Source organism: Delftia sp. UME58 (assembly GCF_014170385.1).
Taxonomy (GTDB): Bacteria; Pseudomonadota; Gammaproteobacteria; order Burkholderiales; family Burkholderiaceae_C; genus Comamonas; species Comamonas acidovorans.
In genome coordinates, this window is sequence record NZ_LZZV01000086.1 from 34,843 (window position 1) to 51,610 (window position 16,768).

Annotated in this window: 18 protein-coding genes; 8 read left to right on the plus strand and 10 right to left on the minus strand. The window is 68.5% G+C overall.

What is annotated here, in order from left to right:
- Positions 1-43: 43 nt before the first annotated feature.
- Positions 44-385 (minus strand): protocatechuate 4,5-dioxygenase subunit alpha, encoded by a 342-nt coding sequence (locus tag A9976_RS21050; protein WP_012202847.1) that lies wholly within the window; start codon positions 383-385, stop codon positions 44-46.
- A gap of 76 nt (positions 386-461) precedes the next feature.
- On the opposite strand from A9976_RS21050, the gene A9976_RS21055 reads away from it, so the two are divergent.
- Entirely contained in the window at positions 462-1,481 is a 1,020-nt protein-coding gene (locus tag A9976_RS21055; protein WP_183020626.1) for a LysR family transcriptional regulator, read from the plus strand.
- On the opposite strand, the gene A9976_RS21060 is transcribed toward A9976_RS21055, so the two are convergent.
- Complete coding sequence (locus tag A9976_RS21060; RefSeq protein ID WP_012202849.1) at positions 1,383-2,264, minus strand: gamma-glutamyl-gamma-aminobutyrate hydrolase family protein; 882 nt, start codon at positions 2,262-2,264, stop codon at positions 1,383-1,385. The two genes, A9976_RS21055 and A9976_RS21060, sit on opposite strands and share 99 nt — an antisense overlap.
- Positions 2,265-2,636: 372 nt before the next feature.
- Here A9976_RS21060 and A9976_RS21065 point away from each other — a divergent pair, with 372 nt between their 5' ends.
- Complete coding sequence (locus A9976_RS21065; protein ID WP_012202850.1) at positions 2,637-3,017, plus strand: HPF/RaiA family ribosome-associated protein; 381 nt, start codon at positions 2,637-2,639, stop codon at positions 3,015-3,017.
- 101 nt (positions 3,018-3,118) lie between these two features.
- Here the strand turns inward: A9976_RS21065 and A9976_RS21070 are convergent, their stop codons facing one another.
- Entirely contained in the window at positions 3,119-4,078 is a 960-nt protein-coding gene (locus A9976_RS21070; RefSeq protein WP_183020627.1) for a pirin family protein, read from the minus strand.
- Between the two features lie 191 nt (positions 4,079-4,269).
- Between A9976_RS21070 and A9976_RS21075 the strand changes: the two genes are divergently transcribed.
- A complete protein-coding gene (locus A9976_RS21075) occupies positions 4,270-4,566 on the plus strand; it encodes a hypothetical protein (protein ID WP_012202852.1) in 297 nt (98 codons plus the stop codon).
- A gap of 82 nt (positions 4,567-4,648) precedes the next feature.
- Here the strand turns inward: A9976_RS21075 and A9976_RS21080 are convergent, their stop codons facing one another.
- Both A9976_RS21080 and A9976_RS21085 read right to left on the minus strand, forming a co-directional pair.
- Positions 4,649-5,059, minus strand: coding sequence for an OsmC family protein (locus A9976_RS21080; RefSeq protein WP_183020628.1), 411 nt, complete (start codon positions 5,057-5,059; stop codon positions 4,649-4,651).
- Between the two features lie 60 nt (positions 5,060-5,119).
- Positions 5,120-6,016 (minus strand): MBL fold metallo-hydrolase, encoded by an 897-nt coding sequence (locus A9976_RS21085; protein WP_183020629.1) that lies wholly within the window; start codon positions 6,014-6,016, stop codon positions 5,120-5,122.
- Between the two features lie 85 nt (positions 6,017-6,101).
- On the opposite strand from A9976_RS21085, the gene A9976_RS21090 reads away from it, so the two are divergent.
- The 4 genes from A9976_RS21090 (at position 6,102) to A9976_RS21105 (ending at position 9,271) form a co-directional block, all read left to right on the plus strand.
- Positions 6,102-6,419, plus strand: coding sequence for a helix-turn-helix transcriptional regulator (locus tag A9976_RS21090; RefSeq protein WP_183020630.1), 318 nt, complete (start codon positions 6,102-6,104; stop codon positions 6,417-6,419).
- 27 nt (positions 6,420-6,446) lie between these two features.
- Positions 6,447-6,977: a rhodanese family protein gene (locus tag A9976_RS21095; RefSeq protein WP_043825412.1), complete on the plus strand. Its 531-nt coding sequence runs from the start codon at positions 6,447-6,449 to the stop codon at positions 6,975-6,977.
- 100 nt (positions 6,978-7,077) lie between these two features.
- Positions 7,078-8,460: an aminopeptidase P N-terminal domain-containing protein gene (locus A9976_RS21100; RefSeq protein WP_012202857.1), complete on the plus strand. Its 1,383-nt coding sequence runs from the start codon at positions 7,078-7,080 to the stop codon at positions 8,458-8,460.
- Entirely contained in the window at positions 8,453-9,271 is an 819-nt protein-coding gene (locus A9976_RS21105; RefSeq protein ID WP_183020631.1) for an abortive infection protein, read from the plus strand. The genes A9976_RS21100 and A9976_RS21105 overlap by 8 nt, the downstream gene beginning before the upstream one ends.
- Before the next feature lie 2 nt (positions 9,272-9,273).
- On the opposite strand, the gene A9976_RS21110 is transcribed toward A9976_RS21105, so the two are convergent.
- From A9976_RS21110 to A9976_RS21120, 3 genes are all read right to left on the minus strand, one after another.
- Positions 9,274-10,542: a TIGR03118 family protein gene (locus A9976_RS21110; RefSeq protein WP_183020632.1), complete on the minus strand. Its 1,269-nt coding sequence runs from the start codon at positions 10,540-10,542 to the stop codon at positions 9,274-9,276.
- Positions 10,543-10,732: 190 nt separating this feature from the next.
- The gene (locus tag A9976_RS21115) at positions 10,733-12,394 is read right to left on the minus strand and encodes an AMP-binding protein (protein WP_183020633.1); all 1,662 of its coding nucleotides are present in this window, start codon (positions 12,392-12,394) and stop codon (positions 10,733-10,735) included.
- A complete protein-coding gene (locus A9976_RS21120; RefSeq protein WP_183020634.1) occupies positions 12,391-13,374 on the minus strand; it encodes a cyclase family protein in 984 nt (327 codons plus the stop codon). Before A9976_RS21120 ends, A9976_RS21115 begins: the two co-directional genes overlap by 4 nt.
- 373 nt (positions 13,375-13,747) lie before the next feature.
- Between A9976_RS21120 and pyk the strand changes: the two genes are divergently transcribed.
- Positions 13,748-15,184, plus strand: a complete 1,437-nt coding sequence (gene pyk, locus A9976_RS21125) for a pyruvate kinase (RefSeq protein WP_183020635.1) — start codon at positions 13,748-13,750, stop codon at positions 15,182-15,184.
- A gap of 139 nt (positions 15,185-15,323) precedes the next feature.
- Here pyk and A9976_RS21130 read toward each other — a convergent pair whose 3' ends face one another.
- Together A9976_RS21130 and A9976_RS21135 are read right to left on the minus strand one after the other, a co-directional pair.
- Positions 15,324-15,908: a phosphatase PAP2 family protein gene (locus A9976_RS21130; protein ID WP_183020636.1), complete on the minus strand. Its 585-nt coding sequence runs from the start codon at positions 15,906-15,908 to the stop codon at positions 15,324-15,326.
- A 12-nt stretch (positions 15,909-15,920) separates the two neighbouring features.
- Entirely contained in the window at positions 15,921-16,697 is a 777-nt protein-coding gene (locus tag A9976_RS21135) for a phosphatase PAP2 family protein (protein WP_183020637.1), read from the minus strand.
- Between the last annotated feature and the right edge of the window lie 71 nt (positions 16,698-16,768).

A 16,768-nucleotide genomic window follows, 5' to 3' on the forward strand; every position in this document is an offset into this window, starting at 1 on the left:
GGTGTCTCCTGTGCTGTGTCTTGTGTGTGGGCTGCGGCGGGGCTCAGGCGTGCGAGCGCAGCAGGGCCTGGAATTCGGCCTTGGTCATGCCGGTCTGCTGGGCGCCTATGTCCTGCATGTCCAGGTGGAAGATGCCGGCCAGCTTGGCCAGGTAGTAGGCGTTGCCGCCGGCCGCGATCATCTGCAGCACGTTGCGCGCGCGCACGGCATCGGCCTGCTCCTGGTTCAGCCCGTAGCTGCGCATATAGGCCTCCTCGTCGGCCAGGAAGGCCTGGCGGTTGGCCAGCTCGTTGAAGGAAAAGCACATGCTGTTGAGTGCATAGCCCTTGCGGGCCTGCCTGCCATCGAACAGGGTGGTGCCGGGAATCTGCGGCTGATCGGCCATGTTTTGTCTCCGGTATTTGCGTTGGATCAGTGGCAGTGTCCGGCCCGCGTTGCCAAAGATAAAGCGGTGGCCAATCATGGAATGCATGAGACAAATCGATGGATCGCAGCTCGATGGCAGGCTGCTGCAACTGCTGCTGGCCGTGCTGGAGACCGGCAGCGTCACGGCGGCGGCGCAGCGCCTAGGCGTGACGCAGTCGGCCGTCAGCCATCTGCTGGACAAGCTGCGCGCCATCACGGGCGACCGATTGTTCGTGCGGCAGGGGCGGGGTATTGCACCCACGGCCCATGCGCTGGCGCTGCAGGACCCGGCGCGCGAGCTGCTGCGGCAGATGCAGCAGTTCGGCCAGGGGCCCAGCTTTGACCCTGCGCACTGGCGTGCCGAGATCACCATTGCCGCCAACGACCTGCAGCGCGAGTTGCTGCTGCCCGCGCTGGCCCGGCGCCTGCGCACGCAAGCGCCCGCAGCCATGCTGCGCGTGATCGACAGCGGCGCGCCGGATGCCGAACTGCTGCGCTCGGACGCCTGCCTGCTGGCCATCAGCCCGCGTCCGCCCGATGCCACGGACATCGTGCAAAAGCGCCTGTTCAGCGATGAGTACGCAGTCTTCTATGACAGCGCCGTGCGACAGCCGCCGGCCAGCCTGGCCGACTATCTGCAGGCCGACCACGCCACCGTGGCCTATGCCGACCGCCAGGCGCTGGACCTGGACCTGCAACTGCAGGCGCGCGGGCTGGAGCGCCGCTTTGCCGTGCGCGTGCCGGGCTTTGCGGCGCTGGCCGCCTTTGTGCGCGGCACGCCGCTGCTGGCCACCGCACCATCGCTGCTGGGACGCACGGCCCTGTCATCGCTGGCCAGCTTTGCCGTACCCGTGGACTGCCCGCCGCTGCCCATGTTCATGATCTGGCACACGCGCCACCAGGCCGATCCCGCCCATGCGTGGCTGCGTGGGCAGTTGCAGCAGGTGGTGGCGCAGGCGCTTGGCGGCGCGGGGCCGTCAATGCCTGCGAAGCAAGGCGCGGCGCAGCAGGCGCGCGGCGCGGTTGCGGATCTGGAAGGGGCTGTGGCTCACGGCCGGGCTCACGCGGGCGCGTGAGCAGGCGGCCAGGAAGTCGCGCAGCAGCACGCTGTCATCCAGCGTGCTGGTGTCCGGGTTGCGGAACTGGAATTCGGGGTGCCACTGCGTGGCCGCGATATAGCTCTTGAGCGTGCCGGGCTTGCGGAAGATGGCCTCGGGAATGCGGTCGGGCAGGCTCCAGGCCTCCACATCGAACTCGGGCGCCACGTCCTTGATGCCCTGGTGGTGGATGCTGTTCACGCGTGCGCGGTCCAGCGTGGGGTACAGCGCCTCCAGCCGGCTGCCGGGCACGATGGCGATGTCGTGGTAGTGGCGGTCGTACTCGGTGGGATTGCGGTGCAGCTGCGAGCCGGGCACCTGGGTCTCGATGTCCTGGTAGAGCGTTCCGCCGAAGGCCACGTTGATCAGCTGCAGACCGCGGCAGACGCCGAAGATGGGCTTGCCGGCCTGGGAAAACGCCTCGACCACGGCCAGGTCGTAGAGGTCGCGCACGCGGTCGCCCAGCCATTCGGGGCGCATGGGTTCCTCGCCATAGCTGCCGGGCCAGACATCGGCGCCGCCGTGCATGACCACGCCGTCCAGCCACTCGGCATAGTGCTCCAGCGTCACGTCGCCGCGCGCGGTCTCGCCTGTGGGGCAGGGCACCATCACCACCATGGCGCCGGCCGACATGATCCAGTGCGCTATCGATTGCTCCACGTACTGCAGCGTCTTGCCCGTGAACAGCGGACGCTGCGGGTCCGCATGGGAGAAACAGGCCGAAAGGCCGATCTTGAGGCGGCGTGAGGCAAGTGGGCTCATGGGGTGGTGGGCAAGGGGGAAGTCCTGATGGTCACGTTGTAAGCCCAATCGTGCCTGCGACCTGTAGGAAGGGGTTGAACGCCCGCGACCGGCGCAGGGCCATCACTGCAAATAGGTGTAGGTGAATGCAAGAGTTGTCTTGAGGCATCTCAAGCTTTTTCCGTCCATTCGTGCAGGCGCCCCGCCCGCGGGTGTAGCCTGTAGGCAGGGGTTGGGGCTGCGGATGCTGCAGCGCGAAAAACCTGACGACGCAGGGTGCGACTTGCTGTGCAGGCAGCCCGCATGGCGTTACGATGGATTCGCCAGTTCATCCATGGCCCCGACAACCCCGCCGCGCCGGTGGTGCGGCTTTTGGCGACTAGGAGGATATGCATGCAAGTTCAGGTTCATGCCGACGATTCGATCCAGGGTGGCGAGTCCTTGGCGCAATGGGCGCAGGAAGAGATCAACGCCAAGCTGGCGAGATTCAAGGACTACGTGGTACGCGTGGAGGTTTTCCTCACCGGCGTCGATGCGCTCAAGACCTCCGGCGCTCCCGGCAAGCGCTGCGTTCTGGAGACCCGGGCCAATGGCCGCCCGCCGATCGCCGTAAACGCCGAGGCTGAAAAGGTCAAGGATGCCTTCAACGCGGCCATTGAAAAGCTGAAGCGGGCCGTGGAGACCGACCTGGGCAAGCTCAAGGACAAGAACGGCCGCGAGAGCGTTCGCGGCGTGGAAGACGGCACCGAGGTGGATGCGGCCAGCCCGGCCTGACGCTCGAAATTCCCGCAACACAAACGGCAAGGCGCCCCATTCGGGGCGCCTTTTGGTTGGGCAGGGCCATAGTTGCAGGGCGAGAGCCGCAGCAGGCGTGTTCAGCGCGAGGCGCGCAGCACCACGCCGTCCAGCGAAGGCGCATGCAGCGGCTTCAGGGGCGATGCCAGCGGCGGCCCGAAGCGGCGCGCCGCACCTGCGGGCAGGGCCTGCGCATCCTGACCGGCCTCCGCTTCCCATTGCGCGCGGGCCTCGGCGATCTCTTCGCTGGTGCGGGCCACGAAGTTCCACCACAGCAAGATGGCTTCATCCATGGGCTCGCCGCCAATGACCAGCAGGCGGCTGCCGGGCGTGGTCTCGATGTCGACCGAGGCCGTGCCCATGGGCAGGTAGAGCAGTTCCTCCACCGGCAGGGGCTGGCCATTCACGCTTACGCTGCCTTCCAGGCTGAGCACGGCATGCTCGAAATCGGCGCGCAGCGGCAGCGTGGCGACGGCATTGCCATTGCCTGCGCTGTCCGCATGCAGGTCCACGCTCATCAGGGGCGTGTGCACCTCGGCCGGCGACGTCAGGCCCAGCGCCTCGCCGGCCAGCACCGTGGCCGTGAAGTCGCCCACCGTGGTCCTGGGCAGCTCGGGGTAGTGCTGGAAGCGAGGCGGACCGTTGCGGTGCGACTCGGGCAGCGCAATCCACAGCTGCGCGGCGTGGATGTGAGAAGGGGTCTGGCTTTCCTCGGAGTGGGCGATGCCGTGGCCGGCCGTCATCAGGTTGACCTGGCCGGGGCGGATGATCTGGGTGTGGCCCAGGCTGTCGCGGTGCAGCACTTCGCCGCGGATCATCCAGGTGAAGGTCTGCAGGCCGATGTGCGGATGCGGGCCGACCTGCATGCCCGGTGGCGCGGGGTCGGCAGGACCGGCGTGGTCGAGAAAGCACCAGGCGCCGACCTTGCGCAGGGCGCGCTGGGGAATGGCGCGCTGGATGGGAATGCCGCCCACATCGGCGGTGCGGGTGGGCAGGTGCTGGGGTTGGGTCTGGGGCTGGGGCTGGGACGTGTCGGACATGGTCGGATCGGCCTGTTTCGTGGGGGAAGCCACCAGTGTCGTGCAGCGCGGCGCAGCAGGCAAACGCGGCTCGCATCGATTGGGCCTGTTCGCTGACAGCGCATTCTCAGGAACATTGTTTACATTCGAGGAACGGACCGGCGCCCGCCATTTTGGCGGGCGCCGGCCTCACTCTTACAGGAGAAAACGCCATGAATACATCCGTACAGACGCAAGCCGAAGCCGCTGAAGAGGCGGTCCAGAGCGCCGTGGAAGTGCAGCGATTCCCCGAGAAGTTCGAAGCCACGGTCACCGGCAATGTGCAGCACCGGGTAGGCGACGGCCCCCTGGAAGACATTCCGCGCGGCACCCGTGTGCAGGTGGCCACGGCCATCGGGAGCTATGTGCTGTCCTGGACCCAGGACGAGCAGCCGATCACCGTGTCGCTGGCCAAGCGCGAGTTCGAGCTCTATGTCGATACCGGGGAGATCGAGGTCAGCCAAGCCTGACGCCGGCCATGTCCCCATCCACTCCCAAAAGCCCTGCGGCCTGACAGCTGCAGGGCTTTTTGCATGGTGGCCCGGCCCCCGCTCAGGCCGGCAGCTGCAGCGCGGTCTGGATGCGTACCTCGCCGGCCAGCAGCTTGTGCACGGGGCAGGCCTCGGCCACCTGCAGCAGGCGCTGGCGCTGCTCGTCGTCCAGCTCGCCTTGCAGCGTGATCTGGCGTTCGATCAGGTTGCCGCTGGCCGGCGTGCCTTCGGGGTTCAGGCGCAGTTGCACGTCCACCTGCTCCAGCTTCCACTGCTTGCGCGCCGCGTACATCTGCAGCGTGACCGTGGTGCAGGCGCCCAGGGCCGACAGCAGCAGCTGCAGGGGGTCGGGCGCCGTGTCGCCGCCGCCCTTGTCCGCAGGCTCGTCCACATGCCAGCGGTGGCCTTGGGGGTCGCCAAGCGTGACGCGATAGGGGGTGTCCGTGCTGGTGGCGTGGGCGCTGTGGATCATGGAAAGTCCTTTGTCCTGGAAGTTGCCGCAAGAGGCGCGGGGGAGGCGGAGCGAATGACTCTACGCCTGCTTCGCTTCCGCCGCCCGGGGCCGGTGCTTCATGCGCAGCGGGATTTTGAGGTAGTGCACGCCATTGGCCTCGGCCGCGGGCCAATGGCCTGCGTGCATGTTGACCTGGATGGCGGGCAGCAGCAGGGCGGGCGCGGACAGCGTGGCGTCTCGCCGGTTGCGCATGGCCACGAAGCTGGCCTCGTCCACGCCCGTGTGCACATGCACATTGCCGGCGCGTTGCGCGTCCACCGTGGTTTCCCAGGCATGGCGGTCGCGGCCCGGCGCCTTGTAGTCATGGCACATGAACAATCGCGTTGCGGGCGGCAGGGCCAGCAGGCGCTGGATGGAGCGGAACAGCGTGCCCGCGTCGCCGCCGGGGAAGTCGGCGCGCGCCGTGCCGTAGTCGGGCATGAACAGCGTATCGCCCACGAAGACCGCATCCGCGATGCGGTAGGACACGCAGGCCGGCGTATGGCCGGGCGTGTGCAGCACCTCGATGCGCAACCCGCCCAGCGGCAGGCTGTCGCCGTCGGCCAGCAGCCGGTCGAAGGGCTGGTCGCCGCCGGGCGCGGGCAGGTTGAAGACGGGGCGGAAGATGCGCTGCACCTCGCGGATGTGCTCGCCCACGGCAATCGGGGCGCCCGTGCGCTCGCGCAGGTAAGGGGCTGCGCTGAGGTGATCGGCATGGGCATGGGTTTCGAGGATCCAGCGCACTCGCAGGCCCTGGGCCTGCGCGGCGTCCAGCACGGCATCGGCCGAGCCGGTGTGGGCCTGGCCGCTGGCGTGGTCGTAGTCGAGCACGGGGTCGATGACGGCGGCCTCGGCCGTGTCCGCATCCCAGGCCAGGTAGGTCACGGTGTGGGTGTTGGCGTCGAAGAACGGTGCAATGCGCAGCGGTGATGTCATGAAGGCACTCCTGGTTCGATGGCTCATGTGCAGCCTGCCGGCAATTATATTAGAATTTGCTAAATTAGATTGTTCTTGATCAACCATGACCGGACCGACGCTCTCTCCCGAACAGGCCTTTTTGCAGCAGGGCGCTGCACGTGCCGCCGCGCTGCTGCGCGCCGTGGGCAACGAAAACCGCCTGCTGGTGCTGTGCCTGCTGATCGAGCATGGCGAGCTGTCCGTGGGCGAATTGCTGCAGCAGATCCCGCTGAGCCAGTCGGCCCTGTCCCAGCACCTGGCCCGCATGCGCGAAGAGGGTCTGGTCGCCTACCGCCGCGAGTCGCAGACGCTGTACTACCGCATCGCCAATCCCGATGTGCAAAAGCTGGTGGCCACGCTCAAGAGCATCTTCTGCGCCTGAAATCCTCTGTTCCCAAGGAGCTGATCCATGTCCCTTTCCTCCGTTTCCTCCCAAGCCGCCCGCCAGATGCAGGAGCAGGGTGCCTGGCTCATCGACATCCGCGCGCCGGACGAACATGCACGCGAACGCATAGGCGGCGCCCGCAGCATGCCCATGGACCGCCTGGCGGCGGGAGCCCTGGCCGGCGCGCCCGCCGCCGTGGTCTTTCACTGCCGCTCCGGCCACCGCACGCGCCTCAACGCCCAGGCCCTGGCGGCGGCCTTGCCGCCCGGCTGTGCCGGCCATGTGCTCGACGGCGGCCTGGACGCCTGGAAGGCACAAGGCCTGCCCGTGCTGCGCGACAGCCGCCAGCCGCTGGAGCTGCAGCGCCAGGTGCAACTGGGCGCGGGCGGGCTGGCGCTGCTGGGCGCCGTGCTCGGCGCCACGGTGTCCCCGTGGTGGCACCTGCTGTCGGCCTTCGTGGGCTGCGGCCTGATCGTGGCCGGGGCCACGGGCTTTTGCGGATTGGCGCGCGTTCTGATGAAGGCGCCCTGGAACCGGCGGGCCCTGGGGCAGTGACGGCGCCTGCACTGAATCCAGCCTGACACCTGCTGCCTGACCCCCAAGTTCCCCTGTTCAGGGGACTGTGGAGAACCCCGGACGGCAGTACGATAGCTGTATGACATCTGTTTACGCCCAACGCCGCGCACGCTTGGCCGCCCAGTTGGGCGCTGGCGGCATCGCCATCATTCCCACCGCTCCCGAGCGCCAGCGCAACCGGGACACCGGCTACCTGTACCGCCACGACAGCTACTTCTACTACCTGACCGGCTTTGCCGAGCCCAATGCCTGCCTGGTGCTGGCCGCCGATGGCACCAGCGTGCTGTTCTGCCAGCCCAAGGACCTGGAGCGTGAAATCTGGGACGGCATCCGCCTGGGCCCCGAGGCCGCCGTGGCCACGCTGGGCGTGAGCCAGGCGTTCTCCAGTGCCGAGATCGATACGCGCCTGCCCCGCCTGCTGGAGAACCGGGGCCGCCTCTGGTATCCGTTCGCCACGCATGAAGGCCTGGCCGTGCGCGTGGAAGGCTGGCTGGGCCAGGTGCGAGCGCGCGTGCGCTTCGGCGCGCTGTGCCCGGCCGAGCAGGGCGACCTGTGCACGCTGCTCGACGAGATGCGCCTGGTCAAGGACGCGCATGAGCAGGACATCATGCGCCGCGCCGCCGCCATCAGCGCCCAGGCCCATATCCGCGCCATGCAGCGCTCGGCACGGATGCTGCGCGCAGGCCAGGAGGTGCGCGAGTATCACCTCGACGCCGAACTGCTGCATGAATTCCGCCAGCAGGGCTCGCAGTACGTGGCCTACGGCTCCATCGTGGCGGCCGGCGCCAATGCCTGCGTGCTGCACTACCAGGCCGACAAGGCGCCCGTGCATGCGGGCGAGCTGGTGCTGATCGACGCGGGCTGCGAGCTCGACGGCTACGCCAGCGACATCACGCGCACCTTCCCCGCCGATGGCCGCTTCACCGGCCCGCAGCGCGCGCTCTACGAGCTGGTGCTGGACAGCCAGAAGGCCGCCGTGGCGGCCACGCGGGCCGGCGCGCGCTTCAACGATCCGCACGACGCCACCGTGGCCGTGCTGGCACAGGGCATGCTGGACCTGGGCCTGCTGGACAGAAAGGTCTATGGCAATGCCCAGGACGTGATCGAGCAGCGCGCCTTCTTCCAGTTCTACATGCACCGCACGGGCCACTGGCTTGGCATGGACGTGCACGACTGCGGCAGCTATGTGGAGCCCTCGGAGCTGGGCCAGTCGCACGAGCGCAAGGACCCGCTGTCGGGCGAGACCATCACCAACCGCCCCAGCCGCATCCTGCGCCCGGGAATGTGCACCACCATCGAGCCGGGCATCTACGTGCGTCCTGCGGCCGGCGTGCCCGAGCAGTTCCACAACATCGGCATCCGCATCGAGGACGATGCCATCGTCACCGAGACGGGCTGCGAGCTGATCACGCGCGGCGTGCCCGTGGAACCCGACGAGATAGAAGCCTTGATGCGTGACTGACAACGCCAGCCTGCCCACCACCGGCCCCGTGTCCACCCTCATGCCCGCCCCACCGGCCTATGCCCCGCCCGCGCTGCCACGGCTGAGCTGGCGCATCTTCACGGTGCTCTGGCTGCTGGGCCTGCCCGGCGTGGCGGCCATGGCCTGGTTCGTGCTGCCTGACTGGATGCGCCTGCTGGGCCTGCCTGTGCAGCCGCTGGCCACGCCGCTCGCCGGCATTGGCGTGATGGCCGCGCTGCTGGCCCTGCCCGTGGGCATTGGAGTGTGGCTGGGGCCGAGGCTGGGCCTGTCCGCACCGCTGCTGACCACCTGGGTGGCCGGGCGTTCGCCCCAGCGCGCCGTGCGCTACCTCACGCTGCCGGGGCTGGCCGGCGGCGTGGTCGGCGCGGCCTGGCTGGTGACCCTGGCCCTGGCCTGGCCCGACGACCTGACCCTGATCGATCCCGTCTACGCCATGCCGCTGGGCGCCAAGATCCTGTACGCGGGCATCACGGCCGAGCTGGTGATGCGCCTGGGCGGCATGACGCTGGTGATGTGGCTGCTGTGGCGGTTGAGCGGGCGCACCGACCGCCGCCCGGGCTGGATGCTGGGCTGGTGGTCGGTGGTGCTGTCGGCCCTGCTCTGGGGCTTGTTGCAGCTGGCGCTTGCCTGGGGTACCTGGGGCGGCCTGTCGGATGCACTGGTGCTGCAGCTGCTGCTGTTCGAGATCGTCCACGGCGCCGTGGGCGGCTTTCTGTTCTGGCGCTATGGCCTGGAGGCGGCCATGGTGGCCCATGCGATCACCTACCTGCTCTCGCACGGGCTGGTTTGACACTAGCCAAACCTCAGCGAGCCGAACAAGCCTTCGGTCTCATCCTCGGGGCCTGCCGCGAAGTACAGGGCGTTGCTGTCGCCCAGGGCCACGCCGTTGCCGAACTGCAGCGCCCAGAGGCCGGGTATGGCGACCGGGCGATCCTGGCCATCGCGCAGCTCGTCCACGTAGCTGCCGTTGTCCAGATCGAAGGCGCAGATGCGGCCTGCGCCGCCGAAGTTGCCCACCAGCAACCGGCCCGATAGCGGCCCGAAGTCGGGCGGTGCGATGGCCACGCCCCAGGGCGCGTTGAGCCTGCCATCGTCTGAATAGATCCGCTGCAGGCGGCCGTCCAGGTCGAACTCGGCCAGCTTGCCGCGCGCGGGGCGGTTGCCGGTGGCGGCCTCGCGCTCTGCATCCATGGCATCCTCCTCACCCGCGAAGAAGGCGCTGGCGTCCTCGGGGTCGGGCTGGCTCATGGCGTAGAGCACGAAGACGCGGTCTCTTGAGCCGTCGTTGACGACCTGGATATTGAACGGCACGGGATCGCCAGGTCTGGCAGCGCCGGCAGGGCCGCTGGCGAAGGGGTTGGCGAAGCCCTGGGTGGAGGTGAGCTGCCACTGTGCGTCCAGTGTGCGGATCTGTGGCTGGTCGCCGAAATCAGCCAGCCACAGGCGATCCCAGCGGCCCGTATGCAGGGCCGCGCCGAAGAAGGCCATGCCCCGGTCCGTGCCATCGAAGACCTCGACGGCTGGGCCGTCCACGCGCACGATGGCGCCCGTCTCGGCGTCGCGCTCGGTCCAGGCACTGACGCTGCCGCTGTCGGTCACGAAGACAAAGCGCGCCGCGCCGTCGAGCAGGCGCCCGCCTGCGGGCTGGCCACGTACGCGGAACAGGTTGGATTCCAGGGGCGCGCCGTGGTAGACCACGCCAGTGACCTTGCCTGCGCTGCCGTCGTCGGTCCGGGAGTCCGACCGGGGCACGGCCACCTTGCGAAGGCCGTCCTGTTGCAGGGTGCGCAGGCTGGGATCGGACGAGCGGGAGACGTCACCCAGGTATTGCCAGGAAGTGCCACCGCCGCCAATCCAGAAATGGCCGCCTGCGCCGGCCGGGCGGATGGCAATGCCCCAGCCGTTGACGAAGCCCGGTTCCGTGAAGCGCGCGCCGTAGCCGGCATGGCTGGCGAGCAGTGGTGTCTGCAGGTAGCGGTTGGCGGGCGCACCGCCGCCGCTGCAGGCGGTCAGCGCCGAGGAGGCGAGGGCGCTCAGAACAAAATGTCTCCGGTCAAGCATGTTGGATTCTCTGGTCGCATGGCAAAGCGGTGGATGGGTTGGCTGAGCATGCGAAACCAAGGGGCACCGGATGTTCTGGCTGCTGCCTGCGGACCGGGCGGACCGCAGATATGAACAGGCGATGCTAGAGAGGGGCAGCCTGCCGGGTCAATGCGGCCCCGTCTGATTCTGCAGAGCGATGCAGGAGGACTCAGCGCAGCTGCCTGCGCAGAATCTTTCCGGTCACGGTCTTGGGAAGTTCCTCGCGCAGCTCGACGATGCGCGGCACCTTGTAGGCGGCCATGTGCGCCTTGCAATGGGCGATGAGTTCCTCGGGCGCGGCCTGCCGGCCCGCCTTCAGCGAGACCACGGCCTTGACGGTCTCGCCCCGGTAGTCGTCTGGCACGCCGATGACGGCGGCCTCGCGCACGGCGGGGTGGGTGTAGAGCACGTCCTCGACCTCGCGCGGCCAGACCTTGTAGCCGGCGGCGTTGATCATGTCCTTCTTGCGGTCCACCAGGTAGAACCAGCCGCGCTCGTCCATGAAGCCCACGTCGCCCGTGCGCAGCCCGCCCTCGAACATGGCGGCGGCCGTGGCCTCGGGCAGGTTCCAGTAGCCGGACATGATCTGCGGGCCGGCCGAGACGATCTCGCCGATCTCGCCTGGCGCGGCCTCGCGGTGCTGGTCGTCGATGATGCGCACCACCGTGCCATAGACCGGCACGCCTATGGACAGCGCACCCGATGCCGGGTCCACCGGCGCCCGCGCGCCCAGCGGCACGAAGTGCGTGGGCGAGCAGGTCTCGGTCATGCCGAAGGCGTTGTGTATGGCCAGGCCCGACAGCTGCTCGAAGGCCTGGATCACGGCCGGCGCAATGGGCGCGCCGCCCGAGTACAAGGCCTTGAAGCTGCGGAAATCCTCGCGCGAGACGCCCGGGTGGTTCAGCAGCGCCACGAAGGCGGTGATGGCGCCGATGGTGAAGCTGGGCCGGTGCTCGCGCATGGATTCGAGCATGGTCTCGGGATGGAAGCGGTGGCTGAGCACCAGCGGGCAGGGCACCAGCAGTGCCAGGGCCACATGGCCGACCAGGCCGGTGATGTGGAACAGCGGCGCCAGGCCCAGCACGCTGTCGTCCGCGGTGATGCCGATCCAGTCGCGGTAGGTCTGGGCGTTGAAGGCCAGGTTGCCATGCGTGTTCATGGCGCCCTTGGGCTGGCCCGTGGTGCCCGATGTGTAGGTGATCACGGCCGTATCGCCCGCCGTGGGCCGGCGCGCCAGCGGCGCGGGCTGGCCGCCGGCCTGCACCAGCGCAAGCAGGTCCAGCGTGCCATCGGCCACGGGCAGGCGCGGACCGTCGCCGAGCACGCGCGCATCGTTGCGCGTCTGCCAGTCCAGCGCCGATGTGGTGACCACGGTGGCCAGCGGCAGGCCGCCGGCCGCATGCACTTCGCGGGCCACGTCCAGGTACAGCTGGTCCAGGCACAGCAGGGCCTGGGCGCCTGCGTTGTGCAGGATGTAGTGCAGCTCGCGCTGCCGGTTCATGGGATTGACGGGCACGGCGATACCGCCCAGCTTCCAGGCCGCCACCAGGCCGATGACGAAGGCCGGATTGTTCTGCGTATAGAGGGCCAGCCGGTCGCCGGCCGCAAAGCCCCGCGCCTGCAGCGCATGGGCCAGCGCGCTGGCGGCCTGGTCGAGTTCGCGCAGGTTCAGCCCGCCGTCGAAGTAGCGCACGATGGCGCAGCCGGGTGTCGCAGCCAGCGAGGCTTCGAACAGGTCGAGCATGCTGCTGAACTGCGGCCGCATCTCGGCCGGCTGGCCCGGCGCGTAAAGGCCCAGCCAGGGCCTGCCGTGCGATGGGGCCGCGCTCATTTGATCACCACGGGATTGACGGGCGAGCCCGTGGCGCGGTGGATCTTCAGCGGCGCGGCCACGTACAGAAAGGTGTAGCGGCCGTCGCGCGCGCAGCTGTCGGCCAGGGCCTCCAGGTCGCAGATCTCGGTCAGCGTCACGCCCAGGTTGCGCATCAGCGCGCAGTGCAGCGGCAGGGCCACGCCGTGCACGGGGTCCATGGTGACTTCGTTGGCGATGGTGTCGGTGACCAGGTTGGGGATCTCCATCGCGTGGAACCAGTCCACCAGTTCGGGCGAGTAGGTCAGGCCGGGCTCGCAGAAATCGGTGTAGAAGTTCTCCGGGTCTTCGTAGAAGCCCGACAGGAAATTGGTGCGCACGATCAGGATGTCGTGCTTTTCTATGGTGTGTCCCTGGGCCTTGGCGCAGGCCATCAGGTCTTCGTGCGTGAAGGTCTCGGCACGCTCCAGCGCCACTTTGCCGCGGTGGCGCGCCATGTCCAGCAGCACGCCGCGCCCCACGATGCCGCGCGCGCCCAGCGCCTGCACGCTGGCCTTGTCCAGCCCGCCGATGGTGGTGCGCGCGTCATAGCCATTCCAGATGCGCCCTCCGTACCAGACATGGCCCAGCGCGTCGTACTGGGTCGATCCCTGCAGGAATGCGTCCAGCTTGTCATCGGCATAGTGCAGGCCGCCTGGGAACCGGGGCGCATCGGGGCCGTCCCAGCTGGACTCGTCAAACACCATGGTGCGCTCGGCCGGTGTGCGGCCGGGCCAGACCGGATCGCCGCGCGGGTCGCCGATCAGGCGCTGCAGCGTGAAGGTCTCGCCCGAGCGGATGTGGGACACGCCGCGCAGCACCTCGGCGGGCGTGAGGAAGTTCAGCGCCCCGACCTCGTCGTCGGGCCCCCAGCGGCCCCAGTTGCTGGGAGCGTTCCTGAGCAGATCCTCCATCAGCGGGGCGTCGTCGTGCGTGTGTCCATGGTCGTGAGCATGTCCCATGTCTGTCTCCTGTCGTTGGTTTGTCGAACAAGGCGCGCAGGGCATTCAAACGCCAGGATGGGCGCGAGGCTGTCGCCGGTTCGACACGAGGGCGGCGGGCATTGCGATCGTCCCGGGCAAAACTGCTTTCACAGGCGACAGGCATGGCGATGCGCCTGCACCGGCGATGCTGCGTTGCAGCATCAAAACCGATAGCGGCAAAGGCCAGGCGCCACGGTGCTTTGCGATGGGCCGCATGCTGCGCCTGCACGATCTGCGGGGTGCCTGGGGCCTGGCTTTCAGCCCCTTGCCGCAGGCCGGAATGTTCCCTTCATGTAACCGCATTCGTGTGAGAATTGAAACCCGATTACAAACCCTGAGCGAGAGACATTCCATGCAAGTGAGCCGTGCCACCAAGATCGTCGCCACCCTGGGCCCCGCTTCCAGCGACCCGCATCTGCTGGAACAGATGGTGCGCGAAGGCGTCAACGTGGTGCGCCTGAATTTCAGCCACGGCAAGGCCCAGGATCACATCGACCGCGCCACCATGGTGCGCGAGGCGGCCCAGCGCGCAGGCCGCGAGGTGGCCATCATGGCCGACCTGCAGGGCCCCAAGATCCGCGTCGGCAAGTTCGCCGAAGGCAAGGTGATGCTGGAGCCCGGCGCACGCTTCGTGCTCGACGCATCGCGCACCGAGCCCGGCGACCTGGGCGGCGTGGGCCTGGACTACAAGGAACTGCCGCGCGACGTGAAGCCCGGCGACGTGCTGCTGCTCAACGACGGCCTGATCGTGCTCACCGTGGACCATGTGCGCGGCGACGAGGTGCACACCACCGTCAAGCTGGGTGGCGAGCTGTCCAACAACAAGGGCATCAACAAGCAGGGCGGCGGCCTGACGGCGCCCGCGCTGACGGCCAAGGACATGGAGGACATCAAGACCGCCATGAGCTTTCAGGCCGACTACGTGGCCGTGAGCTTTCCCAAGAACGCCACCGACATGGAAATGGCGCGCCAGCTGTGCAACGTGGCGGCGGCCCAGTACGGCCACAAGCCCGGCCTGATCGCCAAGATCGAGCGCGCCGAGGCCATTCCGCGCCTGGAGGAAATCCTGCATGTCTCCGACGGCATCATGGTCGCGCGTGGCGATCTGGCCGTGGAAGTGGGCAACGCGGCCGTGCCCGCGCTGCAAAAGAAGATGATCCGCATGGCGCGAGACATGGATAAGTTCGTGATCACCGCCACGCAGATGATGGAGAGCATGATCACCAACCCCGTGCCCACGCGCGCCGAGGTCAGCGACGTGGCCAACGCCGTGCTGGACGGCACGGACGCCGTCATGCTCAGCGCCGAGACCGCCGCCGGCAAGTACCCGCTGGAGACCGTGCAGGAAATGGCCAAGATCTGCGCCGCCGCAGAAGCCGCCGAGGACCCGGACAGCGATGCCGAGTTCACCGGCCGCCAGTTCTCGCGCATCGACCAGTCGATCGCCATCGGCGCGCTGTTCACCGCCCACCACCTGGGCGCCAAGGCCATCGTCGCCATGACGGACAGCGGCTCCACCGCGCTGTGGATGAGCCGCCACCGCATCCACATCCCCATCTATGCGCTCACGCCCAAGATCTCCACGCAGCGCAAGATGGCCATGTACCGCAACGTGCGCCCCCTGCTCATGGACACCAGCGCCGACCGCGACACCGCGCTGGACCAGGCCGAAGGCCATCTGCGCGCGCGCAACATCGTGCAAAGCGGCGATGTCTACGCCATCACCTGCGGCGAGCCCATGGGCCAGCCCGGTGGCACCAACATGCTCAAGATATGTCGTGTGAACTAACCCCCTGAGGCGCTTCGCGCCTTCCCCCTCTCGCTACGCGGGGGGGACGACACCCTCGCGGCGGGGCGGCCCTTGCTCGGTGTCCCTCGTTTTGGGGAGCGCCAGTTTTATGTGCGGTGCGCTATGCCTTCGCCATGGTCTATTGGGGCCTGCCTGAGTGGGTTCGTGCGTTGTAGGGCAGCAGGTTAGGCATGACGGCAAGGCGGCGCCACAGCGCGGCATGCCAGACCAGGGTGGCGCTGCAGATGCCCACGATGGCGCCGCCCAGAACGTCGGACGGGAAGTGCACGCCCAGGTGCACGCGGCTCCAGGCCATGCCCAGGGCCAGCGACCAGGCTGACACCATGACCCAGCGGCGGTGGCGCGTGCAGCCCAGGGTCAGAGCCTGGGCCAGGGCAAAGGCGCCCGTGGCGTGCATGCTCGGAAAGCTGGACCGCAGCGCGTGATCCACCCATTGCACGCCCATGCCCAGCTGGGCAGGACGCGGTGCCGGAAAGCCCCAGCGGATCAGCCGCGCCACGGCCCAGGCCACCAGCATGGACAGCAGGGCCAGCACCAGGGTGCGGCGCAGGGCGGGCGAGCCGCGCAGCAGCCCGGCCATCACGGGAAGGGCGCACAGGGAGGGAAGCCAGGAGGATATGGCGCGCGCCGCCTCGATCGAGATGGCAGGCGTTTGCGCATTGGCGTTCAGCAGCGTGAACAGGACGGGGTCCAGGGGCAGCATGGCAAAGCTCGATCAGGGAGTGGAAGGCGGCAGGCTGGCGGCGGGCCACAGGGAGTCAGGTGTGCCGTCCCTGGCCTGCAGCAGGCGCGTGACCGCCAGGTCGAGGAGCCAGCCCGCCGTCCAGCACAGCCAGCCGGTCCACAGCGTGTGGCTCATGAAATGGGCGCCGCGCACCTGCTGGGCCAGGCCCATCGACAGGCCTGCGGCCAGCGCAACGGCCAGCCAGATCCAGGCTGCGCGCGGTGCATGGCGGCGCAGCGCGAAATAGCCGGCCACAAAGGCAAAGCCCGCCGAGGCATGGCCTGCGGGAAAGCAGCGGCCCGGCCCGCCATCGGCCAGGCCCAGCGACCAGTGCGAGACATGGCGCGCCACGCCGCCGAACTCGGCCAGGTCCCAGGGGCAGCTGGTTGCGCTGGTGTACTTGAGTAGCGAGATCAGGGCCAGCGACAGCAGGATGCCCGCCACCAGTTGCACGCGCCGCCCATGGGGCAGCAGGCGCAGCGGGCCCACGGGCCGCCAGACGCACAGCGTCAGGCCCAGCACCACCAGCCAGGCCAGGCGGCGTGCACCTTCGTGGGCGACGTTCACGAAGAACCAGTCCGAACGCAGCGCAAAGCCATCGGCGTCGCCGAACCAGCGGGCCATGGCCAGGTCCAGGGCGCTGGCATCCCAGGCCAGGACCACGGCCAGGGCCGCCAGGGTCCACAGCAGGGTGCGTTTGAAGGACGGGCCCTGCGCGGGGGCTGCGGAGAAATCTCGGGGTTCAGGTGTCGGCATGGCCGGCAGCATGAGAAGCGCGGCTTAAACCCGTCTTAACGCATGCCCCGGGCTGCGGCCATCGTCTGGCGCCGCAGCCGGCA